The organism is Singulisphaera photorubra, assembly GCF_045290345.1.
In the GTDB taxonomy this organism is placed as follows: domain Bacteria; phylum Planctomycetota; class Planctomycetia; order Isosphaerales; family Isosphaeraceae; genus Singulisphaera.
The window spans coordinates 8,052,298-8,068,623 of the sequence record NZ_CP155447.1 but is presented as its reverse complement, the minus strand read 5'-3'; the positions used below and the strand labels follow the sequence as shown (position 1 = coordinate 8,068,623).

General features: G+C 62.1%; 9 protein-coding genes and 1 pseudogene. 8 read left to right on the top strand and 2 right to left on the bottom strand.

The features are described 5' to 3' along the window. Positions 1–96: 96 nt before the first annotated feature. Together V5E97_RS30345 and V5E97_RS30340 are read right to left on the bottom strand one after the other, a co-directional pair. Positions 97–1,080 (bottom strand): DUF1559 family PulG-like putative transporter, encoded by a 984-nt coding sequence (locus V5E97_RS30345; RefSeq protein ID WP_406695298.1) that lies wholly within the window; start codon positions 1,078–1,080, stop codon positions 97–99. A gap of 635 nt (positions 1,081–1,715) precedes the next feature. Further along, a complete protein-coding gene (locus V5E97_RS30340; RefSeq protein WP_406695297.1) occupies positions 1,716–2,123 on the bottom strand; it encodes a VanZ family protein in 408 nt (135 codons plus the stop codon). 270 nt (positions 2,124–2,393) lie between these two features. Between V5E97_RS30340 and V5E97_RS30335 the strand changes: the two genes are divergently transcribed. From V5E97_RS30335 to V5E97_RS30300, 8 genes and pseudogenes are all read left to right on the top strand, one after another. Continuing rightward, on the top strand, positions 2,394–3,929 hold the full coding sequence (locus V5E97_RS30335; protein ID WP_406695296.1) for a N,N-dimethylformamidase beta subunit family domain-containing protein: 1,536 nt from the start codon (positions 2,394–2,396) through the stop codon (positions 3,927–3,929). Between the two features lie 647 nt (positions 3,930–4,576). Further along, entirely contained in the window at positions 4,577–5,026 is a 450-nt protein-coding gene (locus V5E97_RS30330) for a YciI family protein (RefSeq protein WP_406695295.1), read from the top strand. 477 nt (positions 5,027–5,503) lie between these two features. Further along, positions 5,504–5,890: pseudogene (locus V5E97_RS30325) on the top strand (YciI family protein); the annotation flags it as partial. A gap of 102 nt (positions 5,891–5,992) precedes the next feature. After that, on the top strand, positions 5,993–6,418 hold the full coding sequence (locus tag V5E97_RS30320; RefSeq protein ID WP_406701242.1) for a YciI family protein: 426 nt from the start codon (positions 5,993–5,995) through the stop codon (positions 6,416–6,418). A 64-nt stretch (positions 6,419–6,482) separates the two neighbouring features. Further along, entirely contained in the window at positions 6,483–7,775 is a 1,293-nt protein-coding gene (locus V5E97_RS30315) for an RNA polymerase sigma factor (protein ID WP_406695294.1), read from the top strand. Between the two features lie 675 nt (positions 7,776–8,450). Beyond that, entirely contained in the window at positions 8,451–9,182 is a 732-nt protein-coding gene (locus tag V5E97_RS30310) for an RNA polymerase sigma factor (protein ID WP_406695293.1), read from the top strand. Positions 9,183–9,417: 235 nt separating this feature from the next. After that, entirely contained in the window at positions 9,418–13,080 is a 3,663-nt protein-coding gene (locus V5E97_RS30305) for a protein kinase domain-containing protein (protein ID WP_406695292.1), read from the top strand. A gap of 94 nt (positions 13,081–13,174) precedes the next feature. Continuing rightward, on the top strand, positions 13,175–16,267 hold the full coding sequence (locus tag V5E97_RS30300; protein ID WP_406695291.1) for a S1C family serine protease: 3,093 nt from the start codon (positions 13,175–13,177) through the stop codon (positions 16,265–16,267). Positions 16,268–16,326 lie beyond the last annotated feature (59 nt).

The window sequence follows — 16,326 nt, the reverse complement described above, 5'->3', positions numbered from 1 at the left end:
GGAGCCCGCGGCGAAGAGGGCAAGGACGCTGGCGGTCGCGAGGGTCTGAAGCCCCCCGGGCCGCAAAGTTCCTCGTGCCGGCACGACGCGATCCGATCATTCGGAGATGATCTCCCCACCGTTCCGGCTAACGATGGCCATCAGGTTGGCGACTGTCATGCTCGTCGACAACATCCGGACGCTGCCGTCACCCATGGCCACGTTCGCCCCCCCAGGGTGGAAGCCGAAGACGCCCTGCGAGTTGTTGCAGTTGATCGCGCACGCGGTCCCGGCGGGTGTGCTCGCATTGGTCGGTGGAGGAGAATTTGAATACCCCTGAACCATGAACGCGCACCACCCTAGCCACGCCCCCCAAGCGCCGGGCTGGTCGAGCGTCAGGTCCGTCTCCGGCATCGGCCAGCCCACGCCCTTGACGTAGTGTTTGTCGTAGCCCGCGTGCTCGAGGAACAGCGTGGTATTCGACAGGCCGTCAGTGACCATCGCCATGTTCGGCGCGGTGCCCTTGAGGATCGGATCGGGGGCGGTACCCCCGGGGCTGAGCAGGGCGATGGTCGACGCGCTGATGGCGTGATTGACCCAATAGTCGCAGACCCAGCCCATCATAAAATTGCCGTTAGCGTCGGTGATATACGCCCCGTATGACTTCCCCGTCGAACTGGACTTGCGCAGGCGGATGGTGTTCTGGACCGGATTCGACGGGCACAGCAAGACCGACAGTTTCGTGGTCGACACCGTCTGATTCCCAGGGTCGGCGAATCCGCCCGAGAGCGAGACGTTGAATGCATTAGCGAGGACGCCCTGCTCGAGGAACGGCATGAGCGTGACCATATGGCCGTACTGCGGGGAAGAGGACGCCCTTGCCGCTGGGAAGCAATTATTAATGTCGTGGTAATTGTGCGCCGCCAGGGCGATTTGCTTGAGGTTGTTCTTGCATTGCAATCCGCGGGCGGCCTCGCGGGCGGCCTGGACGGCCGGCAGCAGGAGGGCGATCAGCACGCCGATGATCGAGATCACCACGAGCAGCTCGATCAGGGTGAAGCCATGGCGGCGGTGCTGACCTTCGATGCGGGAGCAACGCATGGTGGGGTTTGATCCTTAAAGGCGAGCCGGGCCTTGGTGGGAGGCGACGGTAGGGCTACTGTCCTCGATTCAATACAACCCTCGCAATCATTAGCAACTTTTGCGCCTGTACACGATGAAAACCTAACACCTTCGGGGTCAAGGATCTGCGAAATCCTGTCGGCGAACCTCCAAGCCAAGCTGGACAATTAATGTCCATGATAGGCGAGATTTTCACCGCAATTCAGGACGGGGTGCTTCGGTCGAGACAATCCTGCCGGATTGGCTTGGACACCGACGATTGCCGGAAGTAATGCCGATTGGCTCTCGCGGCCGACAGCCGGGACTTCAGCCTGAACGCGCCCATCGAGCAAGTGCCAGTCGGCCCCGTTGACGAGCAGGCACTTAACGTAATTCAAAGGAATAACTTTAAATTTACGTCTGTTCCATCCATGTTTAAAGCGGCCAACGTAAGTCAAGACTCGGCCGTCGAGACAAAGTCCCAAGAGAGAGGTGACCGGGGCGCGAGTCACCCCGTGCCCCAGAATCTTGGTCAGACGCGTCCGGTCGTCACACTCGCTCCGCCGCCTCGCCGATCCGGATGAACTGCCGGAACCGGCATACCCACTCGCCATCGATCCGGACTTTGCAGACCTCTAGACTTCATTTTCCAGCCGGCCGGATTCCAGGCCCAGACGCCGCCCATTCAATACGTACGCACCTCCGAGCCCGACGACAAGACCGACAACCAGTCCCACGATGTCGGCCAGGCCGTCGAGCGCATCGGTGTCGCGACCGACGATTGGCAATCCCTGCCCGAACTCGGTCAAAACGGCAAGGATGACGCCTGCGACGGGAACCCAGATCAGCTCCTTGCGGGATCGTGCGGCCTGAATCCACAAGAACCCGAAACCAGCAAACAGGATACCATGCACCAGCTTGTCGATGTGGGAGATCCCAACGTGCACCTGGGACTCATTGACGCGCAGCCAGCCAGCGGGGATCCAGCAGGCTACCAGGAGCAGCGATGTCCAAACAAAGGCAGCAATCATACGCAAAGACATTAAGCCATCCCTGAAAATGATTCCGAATGACCGTGCACTCACGCCAGCCGGCAGCAGGTTACGAACGTCCCGGTGAGCCTGGCTCGAGAACGGTCAGACTCGCGTTCCGGTCCATTCTAGCGAATCGTGCGGTCGGCAACCAACCGGACTGATGGACACTCGTTCGTCGAGTGGGTCTCTTCCAGCCGGTCCATGGCATGCCTATTCCGTTACGGCTACAATGCCCACGACTTGCCTTACCGTTCCTCTTTCCGCCAGGGTTCACCCGCCATGTCAACCCCCCACGAATCGTCCGTCCCACGCCGCGATTTCCTACGGAGCGCCATCGCCGCCGGCGCGTTAACTTCAGCGGCCGGCGCCGCATCCGAAGCGACCGCTGACGGGCGAACCGAGAATCGGATCGTTGCCGAGAACAAGCGGGAAGGCGCCTTGGATTGGCAACTGACGCGAGTGCGCGTCGATAGCGGCGGATTCCGCTCGCCTTGGATCGAAGGCTTTTGCTCCAAGCAGAGCGTGCAGGCAGGCGACGAGATCGAGTTCTTCGTTTCGAGCAACCCGCCGCGCAAGTGCCATCTCGAGATCTTCCGGATGGGCTACTATGGCGGTCGAGGCGCGCGGCTGGTCACGACGATCGGCCCATTGGAGGGCAAAACGCAACCCACGCCTCAGCCCGCCGAGAAGAACTTACACGAATGTCGATGGGAAGCGAGCACCCGCCTCAAGATTCCCGCCGACTGGCTGAGCGGCGTTTATCTCGGCCGCCTGACCACGGTTTCCGAAGGGAACGAGGCGTACTGGCAGAGCTACGTCGTGTTCATCGTGCGTGACGAACGTCCCGCCGATATCCTGTTCCAGTGCTCCGACAACACCTGGCAGGCGTATAACACCTGGCCAAACAAGTATTCGGTCTACACCCATCCCAAAGGGGGGCAGGGGCCCTGGGCCGATGTCAGCTTCGATCGCCCCTATGGCCGCGAAGCCCAGCATTCGGGCGTCGTGAACGACCCGCTGACAGTGGGCTCGGGGGAGTTCCTCCCGTTCGAATTTCCGCTCGCTTATTGGCTCGAGCAACACGGTTATGACGTCACATACTGCTCCAACAGCGATCTGTTGAGCCCCGATCGCGGCCTCAAGTGCAAAGCGTTCCTCAGCGTCGGACACGACGAATACTGGGACATCCGCCAGTTCCGCAGCGTCGAGAAGATGCGGGACGAAGGGGTTAACTTGCTGTTCTTGTCGGGAAACACGATGTGCTGGGTCACTCCCTTCCGCGAAGGCTATACCGGGCAGTCCAACCGGATTATGTTCCGGGGCGGCCCCTACGGCGCGGAGAACGACTACGCCGTCGGCCGAGAGCGCGACCACGGCCCGTTCCCGCATCGCGGCCCTGACGAGGGGCTGCTCATGGGTGCACGAAACATCGATCCCGTCAACGGAGGAGGGGACTGGATCATCACCAAGCCCGAACACTGGATGTTCGCGGGGACCAACGTCAAGCAAGGGGACCGCATTCCCGGCCTGATCGGTTGGGAATATCACGGCAATCCCGCCGACATCCCCGGCCTGGAAGTCGTGGCCGCGGGCACGGCCTGGCAAGGCGGCGTGAATCCGCAGCAGTGGACGGCGACGATCTATCCCGGCCCCAAGGGAAACTACGTCTTCAACGCCTCGACGATCTTCTGGGCTCAAGGCCTGAGCACCCCTCCCGGACACGTGCTGCCATGGTCGCACTGGAGCCGGCCGCATGGTCCCGACCCACGTGTTGAGCAGATCACACACAACCTGCTCCACCGTGCCTTGGCTTGATTCGCCAACTTCCACGGAACGCCACGAGAGGGTCGACAGCCCGTCACCACAAGTGAAATTTCTTGTTCGGCGAAACAAGGCGGCCCTCCACCCGGCAACTCCGTCGCTCTGAAAAGAGCAGCACACCTTCCATTGTTCTCGCTCCAACGAACGCACCAAGGCAGCCTCGAGCCGCCTTGGTGCGTTCCCTTTGGGGTTTGTTGGCGATTGCCGGAAACCCACGCGGCGTAGGACCAAGCACCATCCAAAACGCCGCAAAACTCCGCCTAACCTGCCATAATCCCATCAACGATTTACGATCGTTCAGCGGCCAGAATCCGATTTTTCCCGTAGGGTGGGCACGGCCCACCATCCCGATCTCCTTGTCAAAGCGGAGGTTAAGGTGATGGGCCGCGCCCACGCCACGGGAATCGGTGGCCCCAGGCTGACGCCAAGGCTAATCACAGCGCAGTCAAGGAAAACGAGTCCGGCGAAGCTATACCGAAAAACCGCCGCAAACCAAAATACAGTCACCACTTACAACATTATCTCAAAAATTCCAGGTGGGCCTGTCGATCTTACTGCCCCTCACTCGACGTGATAGTAGAGCCAGGGAGGAGACGGCCGCGATCGCCCGAACGCCCGGTTCAGCCTCGAAAGGAAACACAATGCGGTTCATGATCATCCGCAAGGCCGACAAGGACACAGAAGCAGGGGTTCTCCCGAGTGAGGAACTCCTGGCCGCCATGGTCAAGTACAACGAGGAACTCGTCCGAGCGGGCGTGTTGCTCGCGGGCGAGGGACTCCAGCCAAGCGCAAAGGGTGCTCGCGTCAAGTTCTCGGGGGGGAAGCCGTCCGTGATCGATGGGCCGTTCGCCGAGACGAAGGAATTGGTCGCCGGCTTCACGATGATCGAGGTGAAGTCGAAAGAAGAGGCGCTCGAATGGGTCAAGCGCTGGCCGGCACTCGACGGGAACGGCGAAGTCGAAATCGAACTTCGCCAGATCTACGAGGCGGCGGACTTCGGCGCCGAGTTCACTCCCGAACTCCGAGAGGCGGAGGAGCGGATGCGTGACCAGCTGCTTCAATCCGGCAAACCGTTGGACGCGAAGCCATAGTCGCGACAGGGCCGGAAAAACCCAACGCGTTCTGCCGATCTCAGCCTGAGTTCTCGAGGTTTCGAATCGGCATTGAGAACGCAAGGTTCGAAGACCAGGGGCAAAGTCCTCCCCACGGCACCCAGAATCCAGGCGAGATTCCCGCGGTCCCAGGGAACACAATCGGGACGGGAACCGTTCGAGTTCGACGGAAATCGCTTCGTCTTTCACGATCCTTTGGGCGTTCGCCCACGACGGTGAAGCGAACTGCGGCCGTCCCATTTTTTCGATTCTCCCGAACGCCTCTCGTGTTCGAGCATGCACCAGACCTGATCACGGATCGACCGGGTGCATGTTCACGAACGAGTTGAAAAAGAATCGACGGGCATGTCGATCCTGCGATTCCTCATTCGACGTGATCGTAGAGCAGGGGGGTTCCACCGGCTGAGTAGGTCGGAACGCCCCGATCCCAACCATAATCCGGAAGGTGAGACTCCGATGCGATTCATGATGATAATCAAGAGCGATGACCGGACCGAAGCGGGCGCGATGCCGAGCGAGAAGCTCCTCACCGCAATGGGCCAGTACAATGAGGAGTTGGTGAAAGCCGGCGCCTTGCTCTCGGCCGAGGGGCTTCACCCCAGCTCGAAGGGCTTCCGGATCCAGAACAGGGCCGGGAAACTCACCCTGTCCGATGGTCCGTTCGCCGAAGCCAAGGAGTTGATCGCTGGCTTCTGGATCATTGAGGCGAAGTCAAAGGAAGACGCGATCGAATGGGCCAAACGCGTCCCCTTCGAGGCCGATGCAGACTCCGCCGCCAGCGGCGGAGTGGGCCAGATCGAGATTCGCCAGGTGACCGAGATCTCCGACTTTCCGGCAGAGTTCTTCGAGTCAGCAGGGGGAGAACACCATCTTGACGCGCACGAGGAGAACTCGGGGCCAGCCGGCCCGCCCCCTCAAGCGACCCCCCAAGACGGAAAGGCAAAACTGAAATTCATGTTGATGTTCAAGGCCGACAAGAACACCGAGGCGGGAGTCCTCCCCGACAAGAAAGTCTTCGACGAAATGGGCCAAGCCATGGGGAAGATGGCGGCGGCCGGCGCGCTTGTCAGCGGTGACGGCCTCCAGCCCAGTTCCAAGGGCGCACGGGTCCTCTTCTCCAACGGCAAGCGCACCGTGATCGATGGGCCGTTCGCCGAGACGAAAGAGCTGATCTGCGGCTTCGTGATCGTTCAGGTGGACTCGAAAGAAGAGGCGATCGAGTGGTCCAAGGATGGCTTGAAGATTCACGGGGACGGCGTCAGCGAGGGGCGGCAAGTGTTCCAGGCATCGGACTTCGGCGATGAGTTCACTCCCGAGCTCAGAGAGGCCGAGGAGCGGATGCGCGAACAGTTGGTTCGGAACAGCAAGTAGAGCTCTGCGCGTGCCGACTTGACTTACTTTCCCTCGCGGGCGGAAGTTGGTCTAATCGGTCGCCATGACGGCATCCGAGACCCATCGTACGATCGACGCGGTTTGGAGAATCGAGTCGGCCCGGCTCATTGCCGGCCTCGCGCGGATCGTGCGTGATGTCGGTATTGCCGAGGAACTCGCCCAGGACGCGCTCGTCGTCGCACTCGAACGGTGGCCGGAGTCGGGCGTCCCGGACAATCCGGGCGCCTGGCTCATGGCGACCGCGAAACACCGCGCGATCGATCACCTGCGGCGAACCAAGCGGCTCGAACGCAAACACATTGAACTTGGTTATGAGCTCGAGGCGACGCGACAGGGGATCGAGCCGGATCTCGACGCAGCGCTCGACAACGACGTGGGCGACGACCTGCTGCGGCTCGTGTTCACGGCCTGTCATCCGGTGCTCTCCACTGACGCGAGGGTTGCGCTCACCCTCCGGTTGCTCGGTGGCCTCACGACCGAGGAGATCGCCCGAGCGTTCCTCGTCTCGGAGTCGACGATCGCCCAGCGGATCGTCCGAGCCAAGCGAACGCTCACCGAAAAAGAGGTCCCCTTCGAGGTCCCCCGCGGGGCCGAACTGGCCGCCCGGCTCTCGTCGGTGCTCGAGGTCATCTACCTCGTCTTCAACGAAGGCTACACGGCCACGACCGGTGACGACTGGATGCGTCCCGCACTCTGCGAGGATGCGCTCCGACTCGGCCGGATCTTGGCCGAGCTCGCCCCAAATGAGCCCGAGGTCCACGGCCTCGTCGCCCTGATGGAGATCCAGGCATCACGTTCGAGGGCACGCGTGGGCCCATCGGGCGAACCCATCCTCCTCCTCGACCAAAACCGTGCCCGCTGGGATCACCTCCTGATTCGTCGTGGCCTCGCCGCGCTCGAACGTGCGGAAAAGCTCGGCGGAGCGCATGGCCCATACGCACTCCAGGCCGCAATCGCCGCCTGTCATGCCCGAGCGCGCACCCCTACGGAGACGGACTGGATACGAATCGCAGCGTACTACGAAGCACTCGCTCTCCTCATGCCCTCACCCGTTGTGGAGCTGAATCGTGCCGTCGCATTAGCGATGGCGTTCGGCCCGGCTATCGGCCTTGAGCTCGTTGACACGTTGAATTCGGAGCCAGCACTTCAGGGTTATCACCTGCTGCCGAGCGTGCGCGGTGACTTTCTCGCCAAGCTCGGCCGTTTCGACGAGGCCTGCGCAGAGTTCGAGCGTGCGGCAACACTCACACGCAACGCTCGCGAACGAGCATTCCTACTCGAGCGTGCCCGTGCGTGCTCGGACAGCCCAACACTCCCCATGCCCAAGTCTCCTTGAAGCCCGCGGCTTGGAACATTCTAGATACCCATAAAGCTTTGTCCAACCTGCTACAATTTCATCAACGTTTTACGATATCCCAGCGGCCAGAATTAAGTTTTCTCCGTATGGTGGACACTGCCCATCATCCCGATCTCCTTGCCAAATTGTCGGTTAAGATGGTGGGCCATGCCCACCATACGGGAATCGCTAGTCCGACGATGATGCCATGGCCAATCGTATTGCCGTAGGAAAAGACGAGGACGACAACCTGGCCCGAAGCGACTCGGCAAACCCGGGGTGGGATACCTCCGCCGGAGGATCAAGAGAATCATTTACGTTTTTCGGGGAATCTCCTCACCGAGTCGCGCTGGGTACACTTGATTAAGGGCAAGAGGAGCACATTCCTTACTGAGTCCCGACGCGGGCGAGAGCAGCCTGGCGAATCTCCCACTCTTCTATATACTAGGAAAACAAAGGATGTCCTTGCGCCTCGATTCGGCGTAGGAGAATTAAACCCCACATTACGCGTACGCCAGAAACTCCTTGGCTCATAGCCAGTTACGCCGATATTCACTCATAATCAAACAACCAATGCATGCGAGATCGCCGATCAACAAAAAGACCTAACCAGCCTGACTCAAAGGGGTTTCGGACTTCTGTGCGCGTGTTCATTTGCGAAATAAGGGGTAAACTGTGCCCAAATCGCCTCTCCCGCCCGGCCATTCCCGAGAATCGTTTCCGACGACTCGCTGGAGCCTTATCCTGGAAGCAGGCGATGCCGGTTTGGATGCGCACAAAGCCTTGGCCGAGCTCTGCCGGATATACTGGTACCCGATCTTTGCCTATATCCGCCGCACCGGACACGATGCCAACGATGCCGAGGACCTCACCCAGACCTACTTCGCCCGCCTGTTGGAGAAGGGCGTCATCGCCGCGGCCGATCAGCGAAAGGGCCGATTCCGGGCGTTCCTGCGGACGGATTGTCACCATTTCCTGATCGACCAGCACCGCCGTCACAGCCGCGAGCGTGCCGTCGCGTCGATCTCAATCGACACTAGCGATGGCGAAGGTCGCTACCGTCATGAGCTGGCCGACGGGAACACCCTCGATCACCACTTTGACCGCACTTGGGCCGTGACGCTGCTCGGCCGCGTGCTCGAACTCCTCGGCGAGGAGTATGCCCGGTCCGGGAGGTCCCTTCACTTCGACCAGCTCAAGATCGTCCTCGTCGAGGGAAGGCGATCCATTTCCGCTGCGACCCTGGCGGCACGGCTCGGCATTTCCGAGAATGCCGTCAACGTGGCCGTCCATAGGCTTCGCAAACGCTATCGCACGATCCTCGAGGAGCAGGTTGCCGCCACCCTCGACGATCCGGCCGAGATTGCAGACGAGATCCGGTCTCTGTTCGACGCCCTGACCAAGTAATTGGCAGGCCCCTGTAAGGTTTCGCGACGCACCGCGTAGGAGAAGGTAGAAGTCGGGGATGCACGTGATGGGAGGTCCCGCAATGCCCGCTCCGGACCACTGCCCGAATTGTGGCCGCGAGTTGCCGGTCGACGCTCCAATTGGTCTCTGTCCGGCGTGTCTACTCCGACAAGTGTTGGAAAGCGATGCCAGCAGGGCATCATTGAGCCTGATGCCGGGGGCGTCTCACGGGGAAATGGAAGGAGGTACGACGTCCAAGCTTTCCGATCCCGACAGGAATGGTGCTGCTCCGGCCCAGGTCGCCGCCGGCCGCTATGAGCTCTTCGGTGAGATCGGCCGCGGCGGGATGGGCCTCGTTCACAAAGGCCACGATCAGCGCCTCGGTCGCGACCTCGCCTTCAAGGTCTTACTGCCCGAGCATGCCGGCTGCGCGGAGCTGGTCCGGAGGTTTATCGAGGAAGCCCGGGTCGGTGGCCAGTTGCAACATCCGGGCATCGCTCCTGTCTATGACCGGGGGATCTTGGCTGACCAAAGGCCTTTCTTCACGATGAGGCTGGTCGAAGGGCGCACCATGCGCGATCTACTCTCAGACCGTCCCGGACCGCCGGCAGATCTATCGCGGTTCCTGGCGATCTTCCAAGCCGTCTGCCAGACGATGGCCTACGCACACGCCCACGGCGTAATCCACCGCGACCTGAAGCCATCCAACATCATGGTCGGTGGTTTCGGCGAAGTGCAGGTGATGGACTGGGGCCTGGCCAAGGTCCTTGAGCGAGCCACGCGACGCCCTGCGGACGGCCCCTGCCAGGAGACCACGCACACGATCCGCGCCGGCCCTGACGCCGCTGCGTCGCGTGCAGGCTCCGTACTCGGTACTCCAGCCTACATGTCCCCTGAGCAGGCCAGAGGTCAGACCGATCGAATCGACGAACGCACCGACGTCTTCGCGCTCGGCGCGATCCTGTGCGAGCTCCTTAGCGGGGAGCCGCCTTATCGCACTCGGTCCACCAACAAGGTGCAGGCAATGGCCGCCCGGGCCGACCTCGCGGACGCTTTTGCCCGTCTCGACGTCTGCGGTGCCGATACCGAGCTGCGCCAACTCGCCCGACATTGCCTTTCGGCCGCCCCGGAGGACCGCCCCCGACAGGCCGGCGAGGTTGCAGGTGCGGTCACGGCCTACCTGGTGAGCGTACAGGAGCGGCTCCGACGAGCCGAACTTGAAGCCGTCGAGGCACGGACCAGGACTGAAGAAGAGTCTAAGCGGCGATTGCTGGCCGACCAGCTCGCGTCTGCCGCGCAGGGGAGGGCGGACACGGAGCGGTCGCGACGTCGGATGGCCGTCGGGCTGATGTCGGCGCTTATGATGCTGAGTCTCGTAATCTTCGTCGCCGGGGCATGGCTCGAATCGCAACGGCGTGAGAAGGCCGTTCGACTCGCCGCAACGCTTGCGAAGGCGGCGGGGCTCGTGGGAGCAGCCCAGGACGCGCCCGAAGATCGGTCACGCCTGGCCGCGGCGAATGAAGCGGTCGGGCAGCTCACGGCCATCGCAAGCGATGCGAGAGATGCCCCAACCCGCGAGCGGATCACGGTACTGGTCAAGCGCATCGATGCGATCGACCGCGAGCGGGCCGTGATCGAGAAGCTCGCCGAGATCCGCGCCGGCAGCCTCGACGACCCGGACGGCACGGCCACCGAGTCGGGCTACTCGGACACCTTCATCGAGGCTGGCCTGCGGGTTTACGACCAGTCACCCGATCAGGTCGGGGCGGCGATCCGTGCGAGGTCTCGCGCCTTGGCCGAGGCCCTCACGGCAGCCCTTGATGACTGGGCGTCCGTGCTCCGCGATCGCTACTGGCCGGCGGACGAACCATCTGACCGGCCACCCGGATCGCTCCCTTCGGTGACCCGGAGTGGGGAACTGATCATCCCCGGATTGAGAGGGCGGTTCCCGGGACTCGATGGTCCGGTCTTCGACACCGACCAAACGCAACAAGAAATCCGGATCGAAACCCTTCGGCAACTGGAACAGGGACTCGGGCTGAAACAGGCTGAGAAACTCAACGCCATGGCGCAGGCCGCTGACCCGAATCCGTGGCGCGACGAGCTTCGGAGGGCGCTGGGAGTTGTGGATCAAAACCAGCGGCATAATGCCCTGTTACAGATCGCCCGCGACAAGATGACACTCGATCAGTCCGCGTACGGGCTCGACCTACTCGCGCGGGCCCTGTTCGACCAAGACGAAGGAGCGATGGCCGAGGAGATACTACGGACCGGCCTCGGACGCCACCCACGTGACCAATGGCTCAACTACGACCTTGGGATCGTCTTGCTCAGCGGCGGCCGCCGCCGCGAGGCCCTCGTCTACTTGACCGCAGCCCGCGCACTCCGGCCCGAGACGGCACACGAGCTGGCCCATGCCCTCGACTCGGCTTGGGAGCGGCCGGACGCCGCGATCGCCGTATTCGAGGATCTGACCAGGCTTCGACCACGGAACCCCAGGCACTGGCTCTGCCTGGCCAAGTCGCTACGCGCACGCGGCCGAGAGCGGGACGCGCTCGATCTCGAGAAGCGGGCGCTGCTGGTCGCACGCGAGGCCATCCGCCGGAATTCCGACGACGCCAATGCTCACCACACCCTCGGCGTCCTCCTGAATCGGTTCGCCCTGCTCCCCGGTCGCAAGGAGGGCCTGGCGCACCTCACCATCGCCCGACGATTGAGGCCGAAGGATGCCTCGATCGCTGCCGATCTGAGGGACACGCTACTCCATTCGATGGGTCTGGACCATCTCAACCTCCCGGACCTGTCCCTGCTCGAACGCACAACTTTGCCCGATGACTGGCCACGGGACCTCACCACGGCGCAACTCGGCGAGATCCTGACTCTCCGCGACATCAAACAGCCGCTCTCGGATCTCGACGCGGTCCGGGCGTCGAGGAAGTGGGTGGAGGACATGGCACCGCTGATGAAGCTGATGAATTTGGCGCGGGCGCACAGCCTCCCACACATATCAGACTCGATCCCCCTCGGCCTCTCCTCTGGGATCGTGGAAATGAGCAATCCGGGCTCGAGGAACCTCCCATGGATGCCCAAGACACTCGAGCCCAGTCTCGGAATCTCCCGAGTACTCCGGAGAAACTCGGGCCACGACATCTACAGCCACAGGGCTCGATCCGACGCCGCCGCGCTCCGCGAGCAGATCCGACGACACCCCGAAGAGGCAGAACCTCACGCGGAGCTCGCCGCCGTGTTGATGGCCGAGGGCCAACTCGAGGAGGCGATCGCCGAGTTCCAGCGGGCCCTCGACTTGGAGCCACCCGACACCCTGCTGGCCGCCGAGGTCGCCAGGCGGCTAGCCAACGCGGACCGTCGTGCCCTGCTGGCGGAGCGTTTGCCGATGGTCCTCCGCGGTGACGACAAACCGGACGGCGGCGAGGATTGGCTATCCCTTGCCGAGTTCGCCTCGGAACGCCAGCTCTACGCCGCCGCCGCACGCCTGTACGAGGGCGCGGAGGCGGCGGAACCGGAGTTATTCGACACCTGGAATGGGGATCGTCGTTACGAGGCGGCCTGCGCTGCCGCACTGGCCGGCAGCGGAATAGCACGCGACCAGCCAGCGCCGACCGAGGCCGATGACGCGCGACTCCGTTCTCGGGCTCGCGAGTGGCTCCGTGCCGACCTCGCTGTCTGGTCCGAGGCCGTCACGGGCGATGAGCCCTCGGAGCGTACTCAGGCCATCGAGTCGCTCCGACGTTGGAAATCCACGCCCGACCTGGCGGCCTTACGCGGCGAAGAGCAGCTAGCAAAGCTCCCCCGCAGCGAGCGGGATGACTGGCATGCCCTCTGGTCCGCAGTTGATGCCTTGCTCCCCAAGACCGGCGACGGGCATCAGGACCCCTGAGGAGACGTGTCACCGCGCAGCGTTAGCGAGGCTCTCCTTGCCGAGTGATCCCTATCCGGCCCGTCGGATCATCTCATAATCAGGACTAATAATAATGTTCAGACTCTCATTTATTATCCCCGTTCTTCTTTGCATCCTGACCGGGACGATCCCCGCCCAAGCCCAGGTCAGCCCCGATGTGATCGAGCGGGGAAAGAGGGCCACGGCTCTGGTCGAGGTCTTCACGGATAAGGGTCAGGCGACGGGCTCGGCCTTCTGCATCGACAAGTCGGGCCTGTTTGTAACCAATGCCCACGTCATCTCAGGTGGCGGGACTGGAGAACGGATCAATCTCGTCCTTGACATCGGCAGGAAATCCCAGCGCACTCTTCCGGCCGAGCCTCTCTGGATCGACGAGGAGATTGATCTCGCCCTGCTCAAAGCAAGACCGCGGAGCGGTTCACTCACCGAACTGACTCTGGGAATGGACAGCGACCTGAAGGAAGGTGACGAGGTCACGACATTCGGGTTCCCGTTCGGCAAGCAACTCGCTGTCGATACGCAGGACTACACCGAGGTCAGTGTCAACCTCAGCCGAATCACCTCACTACGCAAGGAGGCCAATCGGCTCGGTACCATCAAATTCGACGGCCAGCTCAACCCCGGCAACTCGGGCGGACCGGTGTTGGGTCCACGTGGCCAAGTTGTCGGCGTCGCAGTTGCGACGGTGGTGGGCGGTGGGGTCAACTACGCGATTCCCGTGGGACAGCTCTCAGCACGGCTGGAGCGCCCCGGACTCCAGGCCTTGATTCCGCCGATGGATTACCATGATCGGGTGCGGCCCGTCACGTGGACCTTCAACGCGCTCATGCCTTGGTCCTCGGGAAAACTGCCCGAGGGGCTGAGCGTCATCCTCAGGCTGAGCCCCAACGTCGGTGAGCCGCGAACCATCGTCTGCGAACCCTTGGGTAACGACAGGTACCACGCAACGTTCACGCCGGTGCCGAGAGACCGCACACGACTCGTAAGGCTGGAAATCTTTCCCCCCGGCAATCATTCAGGGATTGGAGTGGCCGCCGAGGTGAAGGACTGCGACGTGACCGTCGGCAAGCGACGGTTCATGCTCGGCGATTTGCGATCCATCGCCTTCCACCCGGGGTACAACCAAGGGCCCTATGTGATCCTGGGAAATGGGGAAAAGGTCGACGGTATCATCAAGGGATTGGGTTCCGCGACGGAGGCACGGGACATCGAGCTGTGGCTGGTCCCCTGGGGAACTGGGATACCGCCTCGCGAGAACGTGGTCGCCGTGGGCGTCGACAACGCAGGCCTCGTCCACATTCGTGCTTACGACAAAGGCCGCCTCTTTGCCGACACGGACGAGAAGAAGAAAACCGGCGCCCACGCTGCCGCGTTCGCGGACCTCAAACAGAAGCTCCCGGAGCTGATGCCCCCGCATGCTCTTACCCCGGCCGAGAGAAAACAGATCCTCGCCAATGTGTTCTCCATCATTGGTCGGCCGCGTGCGCAAAAATTCAATCTTACTCTATGTTCCAAGGTCAATATAGGTGCACAAGTCGACTGGGCCCCGCCCGTCAGGACGATCCATGCCGTCGCCGAGCTCAGGAGCGGCGGAACGACTCTCGCCACCGCCCACAGGGTCTTAGACTTCAGCATCGTACCTTCGATCACGGTTGTGACAGTGCGCGGGGAATCCTTAGTGATCCGTGACCCACGGTTCAATCCGCGAAGTTCAAATACCAGGATATTCGATGACGAGGAAATGCTCACGACAGAGGGAACGATCAATGTCGATGGGACACCCTGCGGCGCCGGCAGGTCGATTCGGCCGGCAGTTCTTCCCGACGCCGCGCCGGGGAGTGCGGTCGTGCGGACGCTGGAGGGCCAGGTCAGTGACCTGGCCGTGGGCGGCGGCGGCCGTTACCTACTTCTCGTTCTTAAGGCCGTGCGGAAACTCGCGATCTTCGACATCAATGCAGCCAAGGTCGTCAAGACGATCCCGCTCCCGTCAGAAAATGTCATGGTGGCCGCCGGGGCTCGGAAATTCGTTGTCGCTTTTCCGGAAGAAAGACTCCTGCAGCGATGGGACCTGGAGACACTGACATCCGAAGGAGGATTTCATCCCTCGCCGATCAAAGAGGAGCTCAAGGCCATCGCCATGGGAAGCGACTCGGACGGGCCAATCCTGGCGCACTGGTCCCCGGTCAAACCATCCGACGGGCCAACGCAACTGAGCTTCATCGATCTGGATTCGCTGCATGTGCTCAGGTTAGGCCCGATTTCGGGAAGAGCACTCGAAGTGTCGAGCTCCCGAGGATCGTTCACGGGCCTCCGGGATATTCGGGTTTCACCGGGAGGAAGCCTGTTCAGCTTCTGGAATGGGAACTCATCGAGTCAAGTGATTCGCACCGTGTCTGTTCGAGGCAGGATGTTCAACCATTATATCGGGGATTACCTGGGGGATCTCATTTCGTGCGGATTTGCCTCTCCTGGGGCCGATGACCGCACCATCTTCACCGGAGCACTGGGACGGCTGGATGGACTCGGCAAACCCATCGGCGATGCACTCGACCCACCCTGGGCCAAAGCGAGAGAAGACCAGCCCTGGGAAGTTCTCACAGTGCCTTCGGCGGACCCGGCGTATTACCTCGTCCTGGAGCAGGCACCGTACAGGCGGAATAACTATAAGCCGACGGGACCCGTCGTTGCGTCTGTGCACTCGGCCGGCGACGCAACCCGGCTGCTGACCATTCCCACGCTCCAAGAAATGACCGGTTTCAAAGTGGAGGATTGGTATTCGGGTCGGATCGGGGTCGATCAACGGTTCCACTATGTTCCGGCCGCGAGGCTGCTGATCACGATCCCGCCGACGAATGATCGGCTCGTCCTTCGTCGCGTGGACATCGAGCCGGCCATCGATCGGGTGGGGGCAATCATTGTCCTGTCGCCACCCCTGGTTAACGCTGTCGCGGGCCAGCCGCTCGACACGCGCATCGTCGCGAAATCGCCGGCGGGAGATGTCAAGTTCACCCTCACGGAGGGCCCGAAAGGGTTGAGTGTCTCGTCTGACGGTCGGATCTCCTGGCCGCAGCCCGATCAACCCGGTGACCCGGCTGAAATTGTCCTCTCGCTGAGTGACTTGGCGGGACGAAAGCGAATTCACAAGGTCGTCATCCGTGTCCAGTGAGGGGCCGCTAGGATACCGGCTCCTCATCCGAGATCAGTCCGGCATCGGCTGGAGCCGGG